Raw genomic sequence first — 20,102 nt, 5'->3', positions numbered from 1 at the left:
GGATATCTTAACTCTCAGACCTCCATATGTGAAGATACCAGTAAAGGGGCATGCTGAGCACGGAGAAAAACAGGAAGGCGAAAGCCCAGAGAGCCTTCCTCTCCTTGCTCAACTCTCTGTTGCCGAGGAGGTGTATCACGTAAAAGGCAAACAGCAAACCCGTGTAAAGGTACATGAAGAAGTGAAAGGCGGTGAAGTAAAGGAACCAGTCGGGTGCGTCTGGGGACGCCGGGTCACTCGTGAATACAACCCTGAGTGGTGTAAGTACCACCACGAGCAGGTATAAGAGGGGTATCAGGGATGCGAGCCCTAAAGCTAATCTCTGCCCCTTTGTCATCGTCATCAAAAGCCGGCGGCGGGACTTGAACCCGCGACCTAGGCATTACGAGTGCCTCGCTCTGCCGACTGAGCTACGCCGGCTGGGTATTTAATTTTAACTTCATTCGGGGCTTAGCTCAATAAGAACCCTTGCCGGACCTACCCTTCTCTGGCTCTCTTATTAAGGGCAGCCTCTATGAAGGATACGAAGAGGGGGTGGGGATCAAAGGGTTTGCTCTTGAACTCGGGGTGAAACTGACAACCTATGTACCAGGGGTGGTCTGAGAGCTCCATTATCTCAACGAGCTTGCCGTCGGGCGATAGACCCGAAAATCTAACTCCGTTACTCTCAAAGGGTTCTCTGAACCTGTTGTTGAACTCGTACCTGTGCCTGTGCCTCTCGTATATCACCTCCCTGCCGTATATCTCACGGACTTTCGTCCCCTCCTGAAGGACGCAGGGGTAGGCACCCAATCTCATAGTTCCTCCGAGCTCGTTTATGTTCTTCTGCTCCTCCATAAGGTCTATGACCGGGTAGGGGGTGTCCGGGTCAAACTCGGTGGAATTGGCTCCCTCAAGACCGAGGACGTTCCTCGCAAACTCCACAGCCATCAACTGCATCCCAAGGCATATACCGAAGGTGGGTATGTTCCTCTCCCTACCGACCCTGAGGGCGTCTATCTTCCCCTTCGTTCCCCTCTCTCCGAACCCTCCCGGTATGAGTATGCCGTCCACCTTCAGTAGCCCTTCCTCGTCAAACCTCTCGGAGCTCATCCAGGCTATGCTCACCTTTGAGCTGTTCGCTATGCCCCCGTGGGTGAGAGCTTCTATTATGCTCTTGTAGGCGTCCTTAAGCTCAACGTACTTCCCTATGACCGCTATGTTCACCTCCCTCTGGGCTGTCCGGAGGACGTTGACCACCTTCTTCCACTTGGAGAGGTTCGTGTCCCTGAACTCAAGCCCGAGCCTCTCCGCCACGAGCCTGTCAAGACCCTCCTCCTTGAACTTGTTGGGAAGGTCGTATATGTAGTCAAGGTCTGGTGCGGATATTACCGCCGACTCCTCCACGTTTGAGAAGAGGGCTATCTTGCCCTTTATCCCCTTTGGTAAGTCCCTGTCAGCCCTGCATATCAGGGCGTCCGGCTGGATACCTATAGCCCTGAGCTCTTTCACGGAGTGCTGGGTGGGTTTTGTCTTGAGCTCTCCTGCGGTCTTTATGTAGGGGACGTAGGTAACGTGTATGAACATGGAGTCGTTTCTCCCGAGCTCAAGGGAGAGCTGTCTGACCGCCTCAAGGAAGGGGAGTCCCTCAATGTCCCCGACAGTCCCTCCGACCTCAACTATGACAACATCGTGGTCGTCAGAGACCCTCTTTATGAGCTCCTTTATCTCCTCCGTTATATGGGGTATGACCTGAACGGTCGCACCGAGGTAATCTCCCCTCCTCTCCCTCGTTATCACGTTGAAGTAAACTTTCCCCGCGGTAACGTTGTTGTCCTTGCTCATCACCGCGTCGGTAAAGCGTTCGTAGTGCCCGAGGTCAAGGTCTGTCTCCGCCCCGTCCTCGGTGACGTAAACCTCACCGTGCTGGTAGGGACTCATAGTTCCAGGGTCAACGTTCAGGTAGGGGTCAAGCTTCTGGAGGGTTATCCTGTAGCCCATCCCCTCAAGTATCGCCCCTACGGACGCTGAGGTTACACCCTTTCCGAGGGAGGAGAGAACCCCTCCGGTCACGAAGATAAATTTGCCCATGTGAGAAAATTATATTATGGAGATACCCTCCCGGTGGTGGGATACCGCAGAGCGAAAGCTCTTCAATCCTGAAGAGGCAAGGAGGCACTTTGAGAAGCTCCTGAGCCTACACCCGGAACCCAGAAGCCTCATAGACTACCTGAACGAGAGGCGCTTCACCCTCCTCCTTGAGCTCCTTGAACAGTCCGAGTGCATAAGGAGTTTCCTCTTCAGACATCCAAAAGAGTTTCAGGAGACTATACCGGAGCTATGGTATCTCGCAAAGGACAGGGAGCTGTACTTATCCGAACTGAGCGCTCTTGTGGGAGAGTCCCTTGACGACGAGAAGTTCTCCGAAAAGCTTGCCTACTATAGACACAGGGAGCTCATGAGGCTCTTAGCAAAGAGCATACTCCAGACAGCGAAAACGGAGGACATACTCAGAGAGTACTCTTACCTGCCCGATGCCATGCTTGAGCTGTCCTACCGGAGGGCATACAGGGAAACTGTTGAGAGGTACGGAAAACCTTTATCAGAGGAGGGGAAGGAGGTTCACGGTGTTGTGATAGGGCTGGGAAAACTGGGTAGCGAGGAGCTGAACTTTTACTCGGACATAGACGTTATCTTTCTTCATTCCGATGACAGGGGTTCTGCGGGGAAGCTATCCCTAAACGAGTTCTTCTCAGAGGTTTTCAAGAAGACCTTTAAGCTGATGACCACCCAGACGCAGGAGGGAAGACCCTACGAGGTTGATTTAGACCTAAGACCCTTCGGGAAGACGGGACCCATAACCATGTCTCTGAGAAGCGCAGAGCTGTACTACGAGTCCTACGGGAGAGTGTGGGAGAGGTTCGCCCTCCTCCGTGCGAGACCGGTCGCCGGGGATATGGAGCTCGGGGAGAGGTTCATGAAGGAAGTAGTCACGCCCTTCGTTTACTCCTCCGCGGACTACAAGCTTGTTGAAGAGATAAAGCTCATGAAGCAGAGGATAGAAGCAGAAGCGAAGAAGAGGTTTTTAAAGGGATACAACGTGAAGACGGGAGAGGGAGGCATAAGGGAGATAGAGTTTACCGTTCAGTCTCTCGTGATACTCCTCGGGAACAAGAGCAGGTTCGTTAGAGATAGCAACACCTTCAGGGCTATATGGAAGCTGAACCAGAAGGGGGTATTTTCGGACGAGGAGGCTCTTTTTCTTGAGAGAGCCTACGCCTTCTTGAGAGAGCTTGAGCACAGGATTCAGCTGAGGAAGTGCCTCCAGACACAGGTTCTAAACGAGAGAGAAACCCCTTACTACGCAAAGGTTCTCGGCTTTGAGAACGAAGAAAAGTTCAGAAAGGAGTTGGGAAGTATAAAAGAGGGAGTGAGGGAGATATTTGAGGGGCTTATTCCGGAAAGAAAGGAGGAAGAGCTTGAACCCATACAGATAGCCCTTATAACCGCAGACCAGGACTACGGGGCTCACATACTCAAGGAGAAGGGATTCTCAAACCCAAGGCAGTCCTTCTCAATACTTACGAGCTACCTTTACGGGAAGGAGGGGATGAAACTATCCGATAGAGAGAAGGAAAAGCTCATTTCTTTAACGCCGAGACTCATAGAGCTGTCCTCAAGCTCCTCAGACCCAGACGAGACCTTAAAGAACTTTGACAAGTTCTTCTCAAACCCAACGGGTAAGAAGGTCATACTGAGCGACCCGAGGGAGGACTTTTTGGAGGGTCTCTTCAACGTGTTCTCCCTATCCTCAACGCTATCCTCTCTCGTTAGCAAAAATCCCGACCTCGTAGAGGACGTTCTGACCCTCTACAGGGAGTATCCAAACTGGGAAAAGCTTGAGGAGGAGTTCAGGAAGTACGAAGAGACCCTGAGTCTTTCGGAGGAGAACCTCTTCAGGAGGTTCAAGAGGGTGTGGGAGGTGAGGATAGGGCTCGTTTACCTGATGGGTGAGAGAAATTACGAAAACCTGAGGGGGCTTTTTAATGCCCTGAGCATGCTTGCAGACTTCCTTTTAACAAAGCTGTGGGAGAAATTGACCCTTGCAGGAAACAGGGCGGTTTTATGCTCCCTGGGAAAGCTGGGGAGCAGAGAGCTGAGCTTTGGCTCAGACCTTGACATAGTTTTCGGAGTTGAGAGCTACGATGAAAAAGAGGAAGTAACTAAGAAGGTTCAGAGGCTCGTGAGGTTTATAACGGCTCACACTTCGGAGGGATACCTCTACGACGTTGACTTCAGGCTCAGACCGATGGGCTCAAAGGGGGAGCTTGTTCCCGCCCTTGAGTTCTACAGACGTTACTTTGAGAAAGAGGCGAGAACTTGGGAGAGACTCGCCTGGACGAGGGCACGTTTCATAACGGGAGACGAGAATCTAATGGAAAAACTTGAGGATGAAATAGAAAAGCTCCTCTTTGAAAAGCCCTGGGGTGAGGAGGAGAGGAGAGAGGTCTATGAGATGAGGATGAAACTACAGGAACAGGCAAAGAGGAGAAGGGATGTGGTAGACCTTAAGTTCGGTGTTGGGGGGATAGTGGATGGAGAGTTTCTGGTTCAGTACCTTCTAATAAAAGAGAGGATAAGGGAGACCTCCATGATAGAGGGATTTGAAAAGTTGATAGAGAAGTACAACTTCCTCAAACCTGCTTACACCGCCTTCATGTTCCTCAGGCTTGTGGAGACACACCTCAGACTGACGAAGGAGAGGGGAAGCTCCGTGCTTACGAAGGAGGACATGCCCAGAATAGCGAGGTCTCTGGGGATGGCTTGTGATGAGTTTGAAGAAGAGCTGGGGAAGAGCATGAAGACTTTAAGGGAGGTGTTTTTGGAGTTTCTGGGGTAAGATCGTTTTTAGATTATAATAATTTAGAAACGAAAATGAGGTTTATAGGCAGGGAGAGAGAACTTAAGACCTTGGAGGAAGAGTACAGGAGGGATTCCTCTTTTATCGTTATCTACGGAAGAAGGAGGGTGGGAAAGACCACGCTCATAGAGAAATTCATAAAGGGTAAACCTGCGGTTTACTTCCTTGCGGATCTGCAGAATGAACTTCTTCAGCTCGGGAGGTTTAAGAACGTTGTCGCCGAGACCTTCAGGGACGAGGTTCTGAAAGGTATAGAGGTGAAGGACTGGGAAACCATCTTCAGATACATCCTAAGGCATAACACACAGGGAAAACTGATAATAGCGATTGACGAATTTCAGTACCTTGCGAAGGTAAATCCGGCGATACCATCCATACTTCAGAGGATATGGGACACTTTGCTCAAAGACAGTGAGGCCATGCTAATACTCTCTGGCTCAACTGTGAGCATGATGTACAACCTGACACTCAGTTACTCAAGCCCCCTTTACGGCAGGAGGACAGCCCAGATAAGGCTCCAGCCCCTGGATTTCTTCAGTTACAGAAGTTTCTTCAAGGGCAGGAAAAACGATGAGATCTTTAGGTTCTACTGTGTCACCGGTGGAATTCCAAAGTACGCAGAGTTGATGAACCCCTCCAAAGAAGTTTTTACAAATATAAGAGAAAACGTTCTCAATAGGGACAGTTTCCTTTACTCAGAACCCAAATTCATACTCAGAGAAGAGATAAGAGACCCCATCACTTACTTCTCCATACTTCAGGTTATCTCTCAGGGGGAAAGGAAGATAGGGAGAATAGCGGGGAAACTTGGTATGAGCACCCAGAACCTAACCTCATTCATGGAGAGGTTGATAGAGCTCGATATACTTGAGAGGAAAGTACCTGTTACGGAGAGGAACCCGGAAAAGAGTAAAAAGGGGCTGTACTTCATAAAGGACAATTTCTTCAACTTCTGGTTCAGATACGTCTTCCCAAACCAGAGCTTTTTAGAAACGGAAAACTACAACCTTGTCATGAACAAGATAAAATCTGACTTCAACCAGTACGCCTCGTTGATATTTGAAGACGTGTGCATAGACTTCTTGAAAAAGAAGAACATACACTTTAGGATTGAAAGGATAGGGAGATGGTGGAACAGGGATACAGAGATAGACATATTAGCTTGGGGAGAGGGGAAAGTTCTGTTTGGTGAGTGTAAATACAGGGATTCAAGGGTGGGAGCGGAAGTATTGAAGGAGCTGATGGAGAAATCTAAAAGGGTGAACCTTGGATTTAAGCCTAAAGAGATTTTCTTTGCTCTCTTCTCTAAAAGAGGTTTTACAAAGGATTTGAAAAGGAGTTCTTTTAAGAACCTCTTGCTCTATACGGTTGAGGATCTTGTGTAATACTTTACTGTTGCTAATCCTCCACTCCCAGACAGTCTTCACTATAAACTCAAAGTCATCGTACTTGGCTCCCAGCCCTTCAACGCCACATGAGAGTATATGTGCCCTGCTATACCCATTACGAGAATTTTCACTCTGACCACACCTCTATCTTATTTCCGTCTGTGGAGAACACAACCGTTCCGTGCTCGTAGGTAGTGTAAAGTCTAACTCCGTATTTTTTCAAAAGCTCAACTTTCTCCTTTGACGGATATCCTCTTATGTTTTTCCTGTTTATTGAGATGACCGCATATTCTGGCTTTACCTTTCTTAGAAATTCCTCGGAGAGTGTGTCACCTGCTCCATGGTGCCCCACCTTAAGAACATCGCTCCTCAGGTCTGTGCCTGATCCAATCAACTCCTTCTCCGCTTTAACGTTCGCATCTCCCATGAAGAGGAATCCCACCTTGCCGTAGGTGAGCTTTATCACGAGAGAGTTGGCATTCCAGCCTCTATTCAACCTCTTTGGGGAAAGAACTTCGTAGATAGCCCCGTCTTCCTCCCACCTATCTCCAGCCTTGAGAACTCCGTAGTTTCCCCTCCTGAAAAGCTCTCCATACCACCTGTAGAGGTCTTCACAGGAAACTTTTTCCAAAGGCTGTCCGTTGTCGTACCACTGTTTTACATCAAAAGACTGCAATAGTATAAAGACCCCTCCCATGTGGTCGGGGTGAGGGTGGGTAACTATGAGCCTCTCTATCTCATTTATCCCCTTAGACTTGAGAAACTTTAGGACTTTGTAGCCTGTGATCAGATTCCCCGCATCTATCAACGTCGCCTTCCCGGAGGGACTCATTACGAGTATGGACTCTCCCTCGCCCACGTCAATAAAGTAAACCCTCAGCTCCTTTGAATGGGATATGAAGACAAGAAGAATCAGGAGTAGTAAAGCTTTCCGAACCATACTCCAAGCAGTCCTCCGACAGCATTCATGAGAACATCTCTTAAATCCCCAACCCTGTTCGGCAGAAACCACTGAATGAGCTCGTCAACAGAACCAATTAGGGTTACCAGAAGGGCTGAAAAAGTAAGAGTCCTTACAGATGCGGAGCTGAAAGCTTTGATAAAGAGAAATCCGAGGAGACCGTACTCAACAAAGTGGATCCTCTCTTCTGGTCTATCCAGATTAAGGATGATGGTGACAAGGAGTGCTCCCAACAGAAGCAAGTGCACCAGAGAGGTAAGCCCTTTTCTCCTGTACATCTGAATGGCTATGAAAGAAGAGACGCTGACGAGAAGGGTATTTACAAGTAAACCAAGGTTAAAAGCACCAAGAGTTTCGTATAAGGTGTTCAGAACTAACCTTGCGATGGGTAATGTGGTGTATATGAGTACTACGTAGAGAATTATGAATATCCAAAGTCTGTTCATAGACCTAATAGGCTCCCTCCCTCTTAAATACAACCTTTATTGTTTTGAACAGGATCACCACATCAAGCCATAGAGACCAATTGAGCACATACCAGGTGTCAAGCTTTAATCTGTCTTTAAAGGTGAGCTTGTTCCTGCCAGAGATCTGCCATAGTCCAGTTATTCCCGGTCTGGTCATTAAGATCGTGTCTATGTAGCCCTCCATATCTTCTCTCTCTCTGGGAAGGTATGGTCTTGGACCCACAAGGCTCATCTCTCCTTTGAGGACGTTAAAAATTTGAGGAAGCTCGTCGAGAGAAGTCTTTCTCAAGAACTTTCCGATCTTTGTAACCCTGGGGTCGTATCCCTTCAGCTTCTTATACCTGTTCCACTCGGTTTTTAGCTCTGGGTTGTTTTCCAAGAAACCCTTCAACAGTTCATCTGAATTCTCATACATGGTTCTGAACTTGTAACACCTGAAGACCTTTCCATTCCTACCAAGACGCTCCTGGACAAAGAGGATACTCCCAGGAGAATCCAATTTTATAAGGAGAGCTATGAAGCCCATAATTGGTAACAAAAAGGGAAGCATAAAGAGGGATAATAACAGGTCAAAACTTCTCTTTAGGATCTGGTTAAGTCTTGAGTCAAAGTTGTTCACCACCTTTATCAGAAACAGCTGTTGTACGAACAGATGATAGAGCTCGCTATTCAGAAGAGCTATACCCTTTAAGTCTGGAACTATAAATATTCTCTTTACATACTTGTGAACATTATTTGCCAGAGCTGAAAGACGTTCCTTGTCCATTGAAGGTATAGCGATCACCACAGTGGCAACATTCTTATCTCTAATTATGTCTTTAAACTTGCTTATTTTCCCAAGTACGGGTATGCTTCTATCTCCGACCTCAATAGAACCTTTCTTGTAGTCATCAAGGAAACCCACTATCTCGTATCCAAGATGCTCGTCACCCTGAAGACCCTTGGCTGTGCCAACACCTGCCCTTCCAGCTCCCAAAATCAATAGGTTCCTCCTCCAGACCCCAAGTTTGTAGAGCAGCTTTTTACCAAAGTACCTGAACAATGGGAACATAAATATGCTGTATCCCCATAACATCAATACGGTGAGCCTTGATATGCTCTCGCTCTTCTTCCCGAGAGAAACTACAGCAAACACAACGACCACGGATATAGTCAGAGCTTTTAGAAGCTCCCTTGTTTCATCCCAGAAAGGGTACCTTTTAACGTAAAGCTGTTCATAGGCTATGAATAAAATAAATATTAAAGGTATCCACCACAGCTTTAATAGAGCTGAGTAACTTATGTTGAACTGGACGATATCCAGAGGGAATGCATTTAGAAGTTTTCTTGTGAAATAGGCTAAAGTGAAGGAGGTGTAGAAGGCGACTGTGTCAAGCGTTATAAGAAACAGAATATTAAAAGATTCTTTATTCATCACTTTCTTCAAGGAGCTTGAGGATATCCTTTACCTTTTGAGAATGCTCTAATGATACCACGAGTAGATAATCCTTTGCGTTTATCACAGCCAAATGGTTTAAACCCACAACTATTACGGGCTTGTCTTCAGAAAAGACAAGGACATCTTCAGCATCAACTCTCAAGACATCCCCCGAAAGCACAGCACATCTGCTATCGTCACAGAGAACTTCATACAACCCCTTAAATGTTCCCACGTCCGACCAATTTGCCCTGAAGGGAATACAAACAGTTCTCTTTGACTTCTCCATTATTGCCTTATCTATAGGTTCAGATTGGAGTTTATTAAATACGTATAATGCTTCATCCCTGCTTTTTGTATTAAGTAACTTATAGGCAAAAGGTTGATAGAGTTTACACTCTTCCTCAAAGGTCTTAAAAGAAAAAACAAATATACCCGAGTTCCACAGATATTTCCCTGACTTGACATACTCAAGGGCTTTTTCGTAAGAAGGCTTTTCTGTGAACTCTTCTACTCTGAAGGCTTTATCTAATTTTTTTCCCAGCTTTATATAGCCAAAACCTGTATCTGGTCTGTTGGGTTTAACACCAAAAAGTACAACATAGCCTCCCTTAGCGCATTCACGTGCCAAAGAAAGGTCTTCTCTGTAAGTCTCTACAGGTTCTATATACTGGTCTGCAGGGACTACAGCCACGATATCGTCATCTTTTAAACCATACTCAATCCTCATAACATACAGAGACCAGACTATAGCAGGAAAGGTATTTTTAGGGGATGGTTCTTTTATAAGGTTTGCTCCAATACCAACTTCCTCAGCTTGTTCCTTAGCAAGAGAGGTGTAGTCTTCTTTCAGAGAAACATAAACAGGAAAATCACTATGCCTTTCAAGTGTCCTCTGAAAAAGGCTTCTGTTACCCAGTCTAACGAACTGTTTCGGAAGCTCTTTTCGAGAGAGGGGGAATAATCTTGTGCCTCTACCACCAGCTAATATTATGGATTTCATCTTATCTATCCTATTATTAATTTATGTTATTTTTCACTTGAAACTCTTTTTAAATCAGCCCCAATTCTGCATGCCGTTATAAATTTTACCCAGTTGAACTTTTGATTAATAAATTTATTTTAACCCTACATTACTCACACTGCATCCATGCATTTCTGTTTCATTATTTGCCTCCTAGTAATGATTTATAAACTTCAAATGTTTTTTTGGCAGTATTTTTCCAGGAAAACTGGCTAAGAATTTCTTTCTTTTCTTTTTCATTAAAAGTTAATGGATGTTCAAGTAAATTTTCTATAGCCTTGCACAATCCCTGTATATTTGTGGGATTTACTTGGATAGCAAATTTTGACGTTATCTCCCCCAAGGAAGTATTATTAGATGTGATTATATTATTATTTAACACAAAGGCTTCTAAAGGCGGAAAACCAAACCCTTCATGCTTGGATGGAAATAATATCGCTTTTGCATGCCTTATATATCTTGCCAATTCATTATCATCAACATAATCTAAATGCTTTATATTATTATTCGACTTCACAAGTTTTATGAAATCATAAAATGCATTTCCCTTCTTTCCTATTATTATCAATTTTAAATCTGGATATTTTTTATTTACTAAATTAAAAGCTTTTATGGTCTCTATAACACCTTTGGAACGTTCTATTACAGACCAATATAAAAGATAATCGTATTTTTGTGGTTTTTTGCTTATGAAGCAAAGATCTATTTTTCTATAGAAATGTTCTATGCCTAAATAAATGGGGATAACTTTTTCCCCACAAATAGAAAGTTTGCTTATAATACTATTCGCTGAGAACTTGCTAACCGTTATTATCTTATCTACATTTTTTACAGAAATTCTAAGCATTTGTCTCCTATACAACCTTTGGATATTAGAATATTTTTCGGGAACAAAGAATTCTGCAATATCATGAATAGTAATTACACTCGGTATAGGTGTTTTTCTAATTATAGGCAATGTGTTATTATAATGAATAATATCAATTTCTATATTTTTCTCTCTTAAAAAATTAAAAAGCTTAAAAGCTGTAAAAAAATGTCTATGTAGCTTTGAATTTTCTAAGTTTTCTACAGTAAAAACCCTTACATTTTCAAGCCTAGAGAGTTCTTTATAATACATCTGCCATGCACCTCTTAGTAAATAAAAAGTAGAATCTGGATATAATTTTGCTAAATAACGGGTTAATTCTAATGTGTATCTTTCAACACCTCTAATATAGTCATTTTCGGTTATCCCTACAATTCCCACTTTCATAACTCAATCCTATCTGTGAAAAACTTAATAAAAAATTTGGGATATATATAAAAATATCTCTTTGGCAATCTTCTAGGTTCTTTATATAACCTATACAACCATCTTAGATGTAACTTATCTATTACCTTAGGATAATAATTTATACTTTGTGCTGTTTGCTCTAAAAATCCTCCACATGTAAATCCTGTTCCCTGCCAACTTAATTTTTTTAAATCTAACAAAAATAATTCTTGCAAAGGGGTTCCTAATCCAGCAATAACTATATCAGGATTTAATCTTTTTATAGAAGAAATAACCTTATTATATTCATTTCTATCCTTGAAATAGCCATGCCTATATCCAATTATATTTAATTCAGGATATGTTTTTTTTATATTTTTTATAGTCTGAGGAATAATATGCTCCTTAGTTCCTATAAAATAAATAGATTTATTATTATTTATAGCGTGCTTAAAAACTTTAGGAGCCAATGAGGTCATATCAAAACTAACCCGTTCCAAATTTTTTACTTTGTATTTTATTTGAATAGCCTTTACTAAGCCTATCCCGTCAATTCCAATGTAGTCAAATTCATCAAAAATCCTTTTCAACAATTTTTTTTCTTGAAGTATATACATTGAATATGGATTAACAAAAGTTACCAAATTATTATTTCTCACTAAACTTTCTATATCTTTTGCGCATATCATGATTTTACGCATCATAATCATCAATATCTTTCAAAATTTTCAGATTTATACCCAAAAAGGAAAATATAGCAAAATTTGCATTTGGTGAAAAACTGTTTTCTTGAAATAATGATGCAGTAAGCCATCCAAAAATTATAAAAACCTGTACCTGTATTAATTTCTTATGACCTGTATATAGCCAGTTATGATAATTATTATTGATCTTTTTAATAACAAGGAACCAATACAAGTAATAAATAAAGGTAAATACAGCTCCTAATTGATAGAGCATTGTACCAAACCCACTTTCGGATGAAGCCAACCATTTTTCATATGGTATATGAGAAAACCCTTTAGCAAAATTTCCTCCACTACCCAAACCATGACCCATAATAGAAATATTAAGTAGTGAGTTGTAAAGCCCTATAAAATGGAAAATTGCTGTAGGGAAAACATAATTAACAATAGGAATTGAAAATAAAATAAGGACCAACATAAACATTAGCACTTTTTTATAGTTTTTTAAATAAAAAGACATGGGTAAAGCATAACCTAGAATAAAGAAATAAAAAATCATCCACCCCCCTTTTCCTAATGTAAGAATTAAAAACAAGAATATGCAAGATAGTATAAAATAGTATACAGGTTTTATGAATTTGTTTAAATATTGTTTATAAATAAACAATATAGCAAATGCTGTAGCCAAAAAATAGCTAAAATTTACACTATCCAAAAAAGATCCACTTAATCTAACTAGAACGTGTTCAAAAATAATAGTTTCTGTCACTGTAACATCCCCAAACCCTCTTGCTAAATTGATAAGTTCTCCTTTAAGGATATACCACAACCTATATCCTGACAACAACTCATACAATACAACACCTGTTTCTACTGCCAACATAAAAATAAATGAATAGATTAAATATCTTAAGCTTTTGAATGAAGCCAAAGTGTAACCAATTATAAGAAAAATAAATGGCATTATTAGATTTCTTATATACGCAAGAGCTACAATAGAATTTCCAGTTTTGTACCAGAAAAGGGAAGCTATTAAGTAGATTCCTATAAAAAATGGGAAAATATATTGTTTTTCGATTTTATAGGGCTTGCGAAACAATAACAACAACGAAACAAGAAGAAAAATAAAAATTGTAGTCATATCTTTTAAGATTAACATATGCCTAATTAATGAAGTAGAAGCTGTAGAAAAATCTAATAAATTAGATATAATACCGATAAAAAAGTTCTGGAAAATATAAAAAATAAATATATATATTATTATCAAGTATTTTCTTCCTGATATAAGTGAATAAATAAAAAAGAGTACATTAAATAAAAAATCAATCAGTAAGATCGCCTCTATACTTTGCAAGATTGCAAAAACATAATAAAGTACGAATACCATACCTATTATTAACATCAATTCAGCTATAAACATAACAGGTTGAACAGCTAAAACCATTTTACTATTTAATGTTATATGAAAATTTCTTTATTGTATAGCTCAAATATGAAAATAGACACACAAAAATATTCCTTTCTATTTCATTTATCCTCAATGCCTTACCTTTAATATAAAATCTTATAAGTTGCCAAGAAAGAAGATTTTTTTTGAGCATATTTTCACTAAAAAAATTTTCACAAAATTCATCAAAATTTATACCGAATTCTATAAGACTTTTATTTCTCTTGCCTCTTGCAACATCCAATATAGATAGTAAAATTTTTGCGTGCTCTCTATAAAAATAAGCTTTTTGTTCTTTATATTCTTTAAAAGATCTATACATTTTCTTTACGCCTACAAAACCAAAATTATTATCATGACTTCTATACTCGAGCAACACATCATCTATATAATAAACTTTACCCAACATAGCGCTTTTATAGCCCAATTCCCAGTCCTCAAATTTATGCTTAACTTCCCCAAATTTATTAAAAACTTCCTTTTTGTATGAGGCAGATGCACCTAATACTATTGGCCTCAATAGAATATCTTCAAGGGTGTAAAATCCTTTTTTATAACTTAAAAAATCTTTCTTTAGCATCTTGCCTTTTTCGTCAATCAAATCAACATTTGAAAACACTGCATATACATCATGGTATTTATTAAAGATTTCCATTGTTTTACTTACTCTATTTGGTAAGCTTACGTCATCTCCTGATTGGCCAATATAAATATCTGTTTTTACTAAATTTTCTAATACATAATTTAAATGAGCTGGATGTCCTAAGTTCTTTTCATTTTTGTTTAAAATAATCTTATGAGTTCCCTTATAGTTTTTTATAACTTCTTGAGCTATTTCAAATGTTCTATCTGGAGAATTATCGTCAGATATTATAATAGTTAAATTAGGATAATCTTGATTTAAAGCGCTTTCTACTGCTTCTTTTATAAATTTTTCGTGTTTATATGCAAATATCACTAATGTAGTTTCCGGATAATTGTTCATAGAATTATCCTCCTAAAATAAAAACCTAAAAACAGAAGATACAATATGTAGTTAAACGTAAATGCATACACAGAACCAATCAGACCAAATATATATACAAATACTATAGTAAATACTACCCATGATATTGTAAATAAAATTTCACTTAACACAAATAATTTAGTTAATGCTTTTGCTACCATAATATAGCCTAACAACCAACTTGCTATTTTTATAACATCTCCTATTAACTGCCATTTAAATAATTCTAACATAGGCAAAAACTTTTCCGAAAAAAGCGTTACAACTATAAATTTCTTAAAAATAAATATCAAAAAAGCCAAAAATATAACTATTGGCATAATAATTCTGTATCCGTTTAATATCTCTTTTTTTAATTCTTTTTTATCCTGAATTTCTGAAAGACGAGGTAAGTAATATACGCTTAAAGATGTAGTTATAACCATAAGGTAAACTTCAGAAATAAAAAATACCCCTTGCCAATATCCAGCACTATCCCAACCTAATTTTATTCCTATATAATTTCTAATAGCTATTTGAGATAAGGGAACCATTGTTGCTGCTGTAATAGTCATTGATGAAAATTTGAGTAATCTTCTTAAACTTTCTTTATCTATACCTTGCAAGAAATATTCAACTTTAAACCACCTGCTTTTTATAACTAAAAATAATGTAAATACTATTATTAAAGATTGTCCTAAAATTAAAGATAAAAAAGCTCCTTTTAACTTGAATTTTATTACAAGTAATATTGTAAGTATAAGTACAAAAATACTACTAGCTATATTAACAGATATATATTTTTTTATTTCCTTTTCTCCATTTAGAATAGAGAGGAATATATTATTTAAAGAAAATAAAACAGTGAAAATTCCAAGTATAATAAAAACATCAGAAAATTCAGTAGTATGTAAAATTAATTTTGATAATTCATTCCTAAATATAATAATTAATATTCCTAGCACTATTGAACTTATAAATCCAATAACTAGACTTGTACTAAAAAGTTTTTGTTTACTTTCTATATCCTTATATTCGGCAGTATATTTTACAATTCCTTGATTAATAGCTCCATTTGAAAAGGTTATAACCATCGACATAAAATTCCTAAACTGCCCAAAAAGAGCTACTCCAGAAGGTCCTATATAAACAGCAATCATTTTATTAATTATAAACCCTGCCAAAATTCTAATAATAGTAGAAATCGCAGATAAAATAGAAGTTTTAATTAAATTCATTTACTATTTTTACTACCTTTTTTATTTCTTCTTCAATCATAACCGGACTTATAGGTAAACTTAACACTTCCTTATGAATTTTTTCTGTTATTGGGAAGCTTAAATCATTCCATTCTTTATAAGCTTCTTGTTTGTGCGGTGGTATAGGATAATGAATTAATGTCTGAATTTCGTTTTCTTGTAAATATTTTTGTAATTTATCTCTTTCTTTTGTTCTTATTACAAATACATGCCAAACACTATCTGTAACAACCTTTGGCAATACAATTTTTTCATTTTTTATATTCTCTAAATAATATTTAGCAACCTTTTTTCTTTTTTGGTTGTCTTTGTCTAAATACTTTAATTTTACTCTTAAAATTGCCGCTTGGAGTTCGTCAAGCCTTGAGTTTACACCTTTATACAAGTTTTCGTACTTTTTATAACTTCCATAATTTCTTAAAGCTTTTATTGCTTCAGCTAATTCTTTATCATTTGTAGTTATTGCTCCACCATCTCCTAATGCTCCTAAGTTTTTGCTTGGGAAAAAACTAAATCCACTTGCATCTCCTAAATTTCCAGTTCTTTTATCCTTATAAAAAGCTCCATGGGCTTGAGCCGAATCTTCTATAATTTTTAAGTTATATTCTCTTGCTATTTCCCAAATTTTATCCATCTCACAAGTTTGCCCATATAAATGGACTACCATTATCGCTTTTGTTCTTTCTGTTATTTTTTCTTCTATTTTATCTGGGTCTATTAAATAAGTATCTAATTTGGGTTCAACAAAAACTGGCTTTAATCTATTTTCACTTATAGCTAAAATTGTTGCTATATAAGTGTTTGCAGGAACTATTATTTCATCTCCTTCTTTAAAAATTTCAAGCTCCTTATATCCTCTAATAATAAGCTTTAGAGCGTCTAATCCATTTCCAACACCTATTGCATATTTCGTTCCACAGTAATTTGCAAATCCTTCTTCAAATTTTTTTACTTCTTCTCCTAAAATATACCATCCACTTTCTAAAACTCTTTTACAAGCTTCTAATATTTCTTCTTTATATTGTAAGTTAATTTTTTTTAAGTCTAAGAATTTAATCATTTAGTAACCTTCCATATTTTTTTTCTAAATTAATAAATTTATTTTTCTTAAATAGAAAGTATATACTCTTTTGATCCTCTCCTATCTTTTCAGCACCATAGGATTTATGAAACATTATTACTTCTTTATTTTCTTTAATCACATCGAATGTAACTTTTTCAAACTCCAACTGACTAAATATAAATTTATAGATTAATATTATACTATCTATTGCAATAAGGGGATTATTAGATTTTAATATCCAACTACCCCATTCACATATATCATTCCTCATATTATAAACTCTCACTGTTCCTTCTTTTTCCCCACTAGATTTGTTTTTTATTATAAAGTAATGTTCTTTTCCCTCTTTTTCCCTCTGTTTATATTCTTTTATCCATTCTATTTGTTTTTTTATATCTTTCTCTGTTTTGGATATAAATCTACTTAATTTAGCGTTAGTTCTTAAATTTAATATAAATTCTGCATCATCTTCTTTTACATACTCAAATTTTATATATCTTCCTTCAAGCATCTTTTCTCCTAATTTTTTTAAATCTATTTCCTATATTAATCTCTTCAAGAAAATTTATTTTGGTTGGGACTTTATAATTATCTAATTTTTTTATACAATGCTTTCTAATTTTCCTTTTCGCTTCCTTTTTATCAATTCCATCTTTTATTACAACATCTGCTACTACTGTTTGTCCTGTGATTGGATTTCTTTCTCCATATACTATACAATCAATTACTTCTGGTATTTCAAGAATTATAGTTTCCACCTCTTGCGGCAAAACCTTTTCTCCTCCAACATTAATAATCTCTTTACTTCTTCCAATTATTCTGATATATCCATCATCAGTAATTTCTACTAAATCCCCAGTTTTAAACCAACCATCTTCAGTAAAACTATCCATCGGAGCATTTAAATATCCTAAAACTTGAGTTTTACTTCTTAACCAAAGTTCACCATTTACTATTTTGTATTCTATATCTGGGTCATCTATTTTCATAAATGTTGAATCGGAAGATTTCGAATAGGTATTGGCAATTCCTGTTTCGCTGGTACCAAAAGTTTGTAAAAATCTTACTTTTGGAAAAGTTTGCTTTAACCTTTTTAAAAGAGTTTCAGGCATGGGTTCTGTTCCATAAGTAATCATTTTCAATGAACTTAAATCATATTTCTCGTAAGATTTACTTATCAATATTAGATTTAAAAAAGTAGGTGATGCTGGTAAAACCCTTATTTTATATTTCTCTATTAATTTACAAACTTCATCTGCATTTCTATTTTTAGGTATTATTGCAGTTGCACCTATAGATAGTATATTTAATAATGTATTAAGTCCTCCTATATGGTCAAACATTAAAAAAATTAGCATATTTATATTCTTTTCTTTTTTGCCTTTATAGTAATTAACTAAATTATCAAAATCATGTATCATTGCTTTTGGTTTGCCTGTGCTTCCACTAGAAAAAAGAATTAAGCCAGAATGTTTTTTCTTTTGCAAAGTTTTAATAAACTGATGTTTATCCTTATAATTTAAATTATCAATTATCAATTTTCTATTATCAATTCTTATTACTTTATCACAGTTAGCTTCTTTTAATCTTTCTTTTATTTCATTTCCTTTTGTACTTGTTATAGGAACTATTATGTTTTTATTTAAATGCAAAGCCAACAGTAAGGCAATATTTTCAAAAGAATAATCTCCTAAGATTGCAACTACTTCACCTATTTTTATTTCTTTTTTAATTTCATTTAAAAACTCATTAATTTTATTATATAAATCTTTATAAGTATACTTTTCATCATTATGAATTATTGCTATCTTTGAACCAAATTTTTTAAAGTTCTCTACTAGCCAACTCATTTATTTACTCCACCTAAATAGATAATTTGACCTGTAATAAAATCACTTTTTTCATTAATAAAAAAGTCAATAACATTAACTATATCCCTAAATTCACCGAATCTTTTTATTGCTTGTCTATCTAATAAGGCATCCATTTTTTCTTTAGGAACATTTTTAATTAAATCTGTTGGAACAGGGGTTGGACCTACAGCGTTAACAGTTATATTAAATTCCGCAAGTTCTTTTGCTACTATTTCGGTTAGATTCTCTATAGCCGCTTTACTTGCAGCATACATCGCCTCTCCATCAAGCCTGAGAGGTGTTGCAACTGTAGTAAAATTAACTATTCTTCCCCATCTTTGCTTTATCATTATTTTTGCAACTTCTCTAATAAATAGAAATGTTCCAAAGAAGTTTGTTGAAAATATATCTTTTGCAGTCCTGTAAGGGGTAGTTATAATATGATTCATAGAAGCAATACCTGCATTGTTTAATAAAATGTCCACCCTTCCAAATTCTTTTTTTGCCTTTCTAACCATATCTATTACTTTTTTTTCATCGCTAACATCCAATTGAAAGTGTCTGTAACTATTATGATTAATAGAACTTTCTCCCCTACTGCAACCAACTACAATATTGCCTTTGCTTAAATAATATTCTGCTAACTCTTTACCTATTCCTTTTCTTGTTCCTGTTATTATAATAACTTTACTCATTATCATCCTCTTTTAAAAGAGTCTCTATATATTCAGCTAAACTTTTAACATCTCTAAATGGAGAACGTCTTTGACTCATGGCTCTTTCATCAGCTAAAGTTATGCTTTTACCAAATTCTTCTGATACTTTTTCTTCCAAATCTGTTATTAAAGTAACTAATGCTAAACTATCTAAAACTCCACCAGCTCCATATAATTTTGTTTCAGATGTTGGATTTTTTAACTCTTTTTTTTCTAAATCTTCATTTAGTTCTTTTAAACTTTCTATGATTATAGTAATTAATTGCTTTCTCATTACTCTTCTCCCTTCTGAAATTTCAAAAACTCCTCATAATCCCTTATATAATCACTCTCGTCATAATAATCACTTGCCAATACTATTAAAACACAATCTTCACTAAAATCATACATTTCATGCCAAATCATTTTATCAATAAATAAACCTTTATTTGGACTATCTAAGATAATATCTTTAACTTTTTCCTTCCCATTGTCTAATAAAAATTTACAACCTCCCCTAATGCAAATAGCTACTTGTTGCAAATTTTTATGAGCATGAAATCCTCTTGGTATATTATTTTTTAAATTATAAATGTAATAAACCCTTTTTATTTCAAAAGGAATATTCTTAAACTGTTCTAAAGCTATGAGTTTACCTCTTTCATCTCCTTTTATATCAAATTCTATAAATTTAACTTCCAT

19 protein-coding genes and 1 tRNA gene are annotated in these 20,102 nt (G+C 37.2%); 2 read left to right on the top strand and 18 right to left on the bottom strand.

The annotated features are described in order from the left end of the window. Nucleotides 1–7 precede the first annotated feature (7 nt). The 3 genes from HG1285_RS12560 to HG1285_RS12570 all read right to left on the bottom strand — a co-directional run bounded on the left by HG1285_RS12560 (nt 8) and on the right by HG1285_RS12570 (nt 2,070). Nucleotides 8–343: a hypothetical protein gene (locus HG1285_RS12560; protein ID WP_157560500.1), complete on the bottom strand. Its 336-nt coding sequence runs from the start codon at nt 341–343 to the stop codon at nt 8–10. Between the two features lie 4 nt (nt 344–347). Continuing rightward, nucleotides 348–420 (bottom strand) — tRNA-Thr (locus HG1285_RS12565). Between the two features lie 57 nt (nt 421–477). Further along, complete coding sequence (locus HG1285_RS12570) at nt 478–2,070, bottom strand: CTP synthase (protein ID WP_008286760.1); 1,593 nt, start codon at nt 2,068–2,070, stop codon at nt 478–480. Nucleotides 2,071–2,086: 16 nt separating this feature from the next. On the opposite strand from HG1285_RS12570, the gene HG1285_RS12575 reads away from it, so the two are divergent. Both HG1285_RS12575 and HG1285_RS12580 read left to right on the top strand, forming a co-directional pair. Further along, nucleotides 2,087–4,879, top strand: coding sequence for a glutamine-synthetase adenylyltransferase (locus HG1285_RS12575; protein WP_008286759.1), 2,793 nt, complete (start codon nt 2,087–2,089; stop codon nt 4,877–4,879). 35 nt (nt 4,880–4,914) lie between these two features. Continuing rightward, nucleotides 4,915–6,285 carry an ATP-binding protein gene (locus tag HG1285_RS12580; protein ID WP_008286758.1) on the top strand — a complete coding sequence of 457 codons (1,371 nt, stop codon included), beginning with the start codon at nt 4,915–4,917 and terminating at the stop codon, nt 6,283–6,285. A gap of 130 nt (nt 6,286–6,415) precedes the next feature. Here HG1285_RS12580 and HG1285_RS12585 read toward each other — a convergent pair whose 3' ends face one another. From HG1285_RS12585 to HG1285_RS12655, 15 genes are all read right to left on the bottom strand, one after another. Beyond that, entirely contained in the window at nt 6,416–7,228 is an 813-nt protein-coding gene (locus HG1285_RS12585) for a ComEC/Rec2 family competence protein (protein WP_008286757.1), read from the bottom strand. Next, on the bottom strand, nt 7,201–7,695 hold the full coding sequence (locus tag HG1285_RS12590; protein WP_008286756.1) for a VanZ family protein: 495 nt from the start codon (nt 7,693–7,695) through the stop codon (nt 7,201–7,203). The genes HG1285_RS12585 and HG1285_RS12590 overlap by 28 nt, the downstream gene beginning before the upstream one ends. A 4-nt stretch (nt 7,696–7,699) precedes the next feature. Further along, nucleotides 7,700–9,130, bottom strand: a complete 1,431-nt coding sequence (gene wbaP / locus HG1285_RS12595; protein ID WP_008286755.1) for an undecaprenyl-phosphate galactose phosphotransferase WbaP — start codon at nt 9,128–9,130, stop codon at nt 7,700–7,702. Further along, on the bottom strand, nt 9,123–10,136 hold the full coding sequence (locus HG1285_RS12600) for a mannose-1-phosphate guanylyltransferase (RefSeq protein ID WP_008286754.1): 1,014 nt from the start codon (nt 10,134–10,136) through the stop codon (nt 9,123–9,125). Before HG1285_RS12600 ends, wbaP begins: the two co-directional genes overlap by 8 nt. Before the next feature lie 163 nt (nt 10,137–10,299). Beyond that, nucleotides 10,300–11,412, bottom strand: a complete 1,113-nt coding sequence (locus HG1285_RS12605) for a glycosyltransferase family 1 protein (protein WP_008286753.1) — start codon at nt 11,410–11,412, stop codon at nt 10,300–10,302. After that, entirely contained in the window at nt 11,409–12,122 is a 714-nt protein-coding gene (locus HG1285_RS12610; protein ID WP_008286752.1) for a WecB/TagA/CpsF family glycosyltransferase, read from the bottom strand. Before HG1285_RS12610 ends, HG1285_RS12605 begins: the two co-directional genes overlap by 4 nt. After that, nucleotides 12,106–13,542, bottom strand: a complete 1,437-nt coding sequence (locus HG1285_RS12615) for a hypothetical protein (protein WP_008286751.1) — start codon at nt 13,540–13,542, stop codon at nt 12,106–12,108. Before HG1285_RS12615 ends, HG1285_RS12610 begins: the two co-directional genes overlap by 17 nt. Nucleotides 13,543–13,546: 4 nt before the next feature. Then, nucleotides 13,547–14,530 (bottom strand): glycosyltransferase, encoded by a 984-nt coding sequence (locus HG1285_RS12620; protein ID WP_008286749.1) that lies wholly within the window; start codon nt 14,528–14,530, stop codon nt 13,547–13,549. Then, nucleotides 14,527–15,768 carry an O-antigen translocase gene (locus tag HG1285_RS12625; RefSeq protein WP_008286748.1) on the bottom strand — a complete coding sequence of 414 codons (1,242 nt, stop codon included), beginning with the start codon at nt 15,766–15,768 and terminating at the stop codon, nt 14,527–14,529. The genes HG1285_RS12620 and HG1285_RS12625 overlap by 4 nt, the downstream gene beginning before the upstream one ends. Beyond that, the gene (locus HG1285_RS12630; protein WP_008286747.1) at nt 15,755–16,849 is read right to left on the bottom strand and encodes a DegT/DnrJ/EryC1/StrS family aminotransferase; all 1,095 of its coding nucleotides are present in this window, start codon (nt 16,847–16,849) and stop codon (nt 15,755–15,757) included. Before HG1285_RS12630 ends, HG1285_RS12625 begins: the two co-directional genes overlap by 14 nt. Then, nucleotides 16,842–17,363 (bottom strand): GNAT family N-acetyltransferase, encoded by a 522-nt coding sequence (locus HG1285_RS12635; protein ID WP_008286746.1) that lies wholly within the window; start codon nt 17,361–17,363, stop codon nt 16,842–16,844. The genes HG1285_RS12630 and HG1285_RS12635 overlap by 8 nt, the downstream gene beginning before the upstream one ends. After that, a complete protein-coding gene (locus HG1285_RS12640; RefSeq protein WP_008286745.1) occupies nt 17,356–18,702 on the bottom strand; it encodes a fatty acid--CoA ligase family protein in 1,347 nt (448 codons plus the stop codon). Before HG1285_RS12640 ends, HG1285_RS12635 begins: the two co-directional genes overlap by 8 nt. Continuing rightward, on the bottom strand, nt 18,699–19,400 hold the full coding sequence (locus tag HG1285_RS12645) for an SDR family oxidoreductase (RefSeq protein WP_008286744.1): 702 nt from the start codon (nt 19,398–19,400) through the stop codon (nt 18,699–18,701). Before HG1285_RS12645 ends, HG1285_RS12640 begins: the two co-directional genes overlap by 4 nt. After that, nucleotides 19,393–19,695: a hypothetical protein gene (locus HG1285_RS12650; RefSeq protein ID WP_008286743.1), complete on the bottom strand. Its 303-nt coding sequence runs from the start codon at nt 19,693–19,695 to the stop codon at nt 19,393–19,395. The genes HG1285_RS12645 and HG1285_RS12650 overlap by 8 nt, the downstream gene beginning before the upstream one ends. Continuing rightward, complete coding sequence (locus tag HG1285_RS12655) at nt 19,695–20,102, bottom strand: FdtA/QdtA family cupin domain-containing protein (RefSeq protein ID WP_032496444.1); 408 nt, start codon at nt 20,100–20,102, stop codon at nt 19,695–19,697. The genes HG1285_RS12650 and HG1285_RS12655 overlap by 1 nt, the downstream gene beginning before the upstream one ends.

This window comes from Hydrogenivirga sp. 128-5-R1-1 (assembly GCF_000171895.1).
The sequence above is the reverse complement of the archived record's forward strand: the minus strand, read 5'-3'. Positions and strand labels throughout refer to the sequence as shown.

Bases quoted from the DNA above. Each gene is read 5' to 3' on its own strand.
- HG1285_RS12640 (WP_008286745.1), bottom strand. From the start codon at position 18,702: ATGAGTTGGCTAGTAGAGAACTTTAAAAAATTTGGTTCAAAGATAGCA.
- HG1285_RS12635 (WP_008286746.1), bottom strand. From the start codon at position 17,363: ATGCTTGAAGGAAGATATATAAAATTTGAGTATGTAAAAGAAGATGAT.
- HG1285_RS12645 (WP_008286744.1), bottom strand. From the start codon at position 19,400: ATGAGTAAAGTTATTATAATAACAGGAACAAGAAAAGGAATAGGTAAA.
- HG1285_RS12560 (WP_157560500.1), bottom strand. From the start codon at position 343: ATGACGATGACAAAGGGGCAGAGATTAGCTTTAGGGCTCGCATCCCTG.
- HG1285_RS12585 (WP_008286757.1), bottom strand. From the start codon at position 7,228: ATGGTTCGGAAAGCTTTACTACTCCTGATTCTTCTTGTCTTCATATCC.
- HG1285_RS12570 (WP_008286760.1), bottom strand. From the start codon at position 2,070: ATGGGCAAATTTATCTTCGTGACCGGAGGGGTTCTCTCCTCCCTCGGA.
- HG1285_RS12605 (WP_008286753.1), bottom strand. From the start codon at position 11,412: ATGAAAGTGGGAATTGTAGGGATAACCGAAAATGACTATATTAGAGGT.
- HG1285_RS12625 (WP_008286748.1), bottom strand. From the start codon at position 15,768: ATGAATTTAATTAAAACTTCTATTTTATCTGCGATTTCTACTATTATT.
- HG1285_RS12600 (WP_008286754.1), bottom strand. From the start codon at position 10,136: ATGAAATCCATAATATTAGCTGGTGGTAGAGGCACAAGATTATTCCCC.
- HG1285_RS12630 (WP_008286747.1), bottom strand. From the start codon at position 16,849: ATGATTAAATTCTTAGACTTAAAAAAAATTAACTTACAATATAAAGAA.
- HG1285_RS12610 (WP_008286752.1), bottom strand. From the start codon at position 12,122: ATGATTATGATGCGTAAAATCATGATATGCGCAAAAGATATAGAAAGT.
- HG1285_RS12650 (WP_008286743.1), bottom strand. From the start codon at position 19,695: ATGAGAAAGCAATTAATTACTATAATCATAGAAAGTTTAAAAGAACTA.
- HG1285_RS12615 (WP_008286751.1), bottom strand. From the start codon at position 13,542: ATGGTTTTAGCTGTTCAACCTGTTATGTTTATAGCTGAATTGATGTTA.
- HG1285_RS12575 (WP_008286759.1), top strand. From the start codon at position 2,087: ATGGAGATACCCTCCCGGTGGTGGGATACCGCAGAGCGAAAGCTCTTC.
- HG1285_RS12620 (WP_008286749.1), bottom strand. From the start codon at position 14,530: ATGAACAATTATCCGGAAACTACATTAGTGATATTTGCATATAAACAC.
- wbaP (WP_008286755.1), bottom strand. From the start codon at position 9,130: ATGAATAAAGAATCTTTTAATATTCTGTTTCTTATAACGCTTGACACA.
- HG1285_RS12580 (WP_008286758.1), top strand. From the start codon at position 4,915: ATGAGGTTTATAGGCAGGGAGAGAGAACTTAAGACCTTGGAGGAAGAG.
- HG1285_RS12655 (WP_032496444.1), bottom strand. From the start codon at position 20,102: ATGGAAGTTAAATTTATAGAATTTGATATAAAAGGAGATGAAAGAGGT.
- HG1285_RS12590 (WP_008286756.1), bottom strand. From the start codon at position 7,695: ATGAACAGACTTTGGATATTCATAATTCTCTACGTAGTACTCATATAC.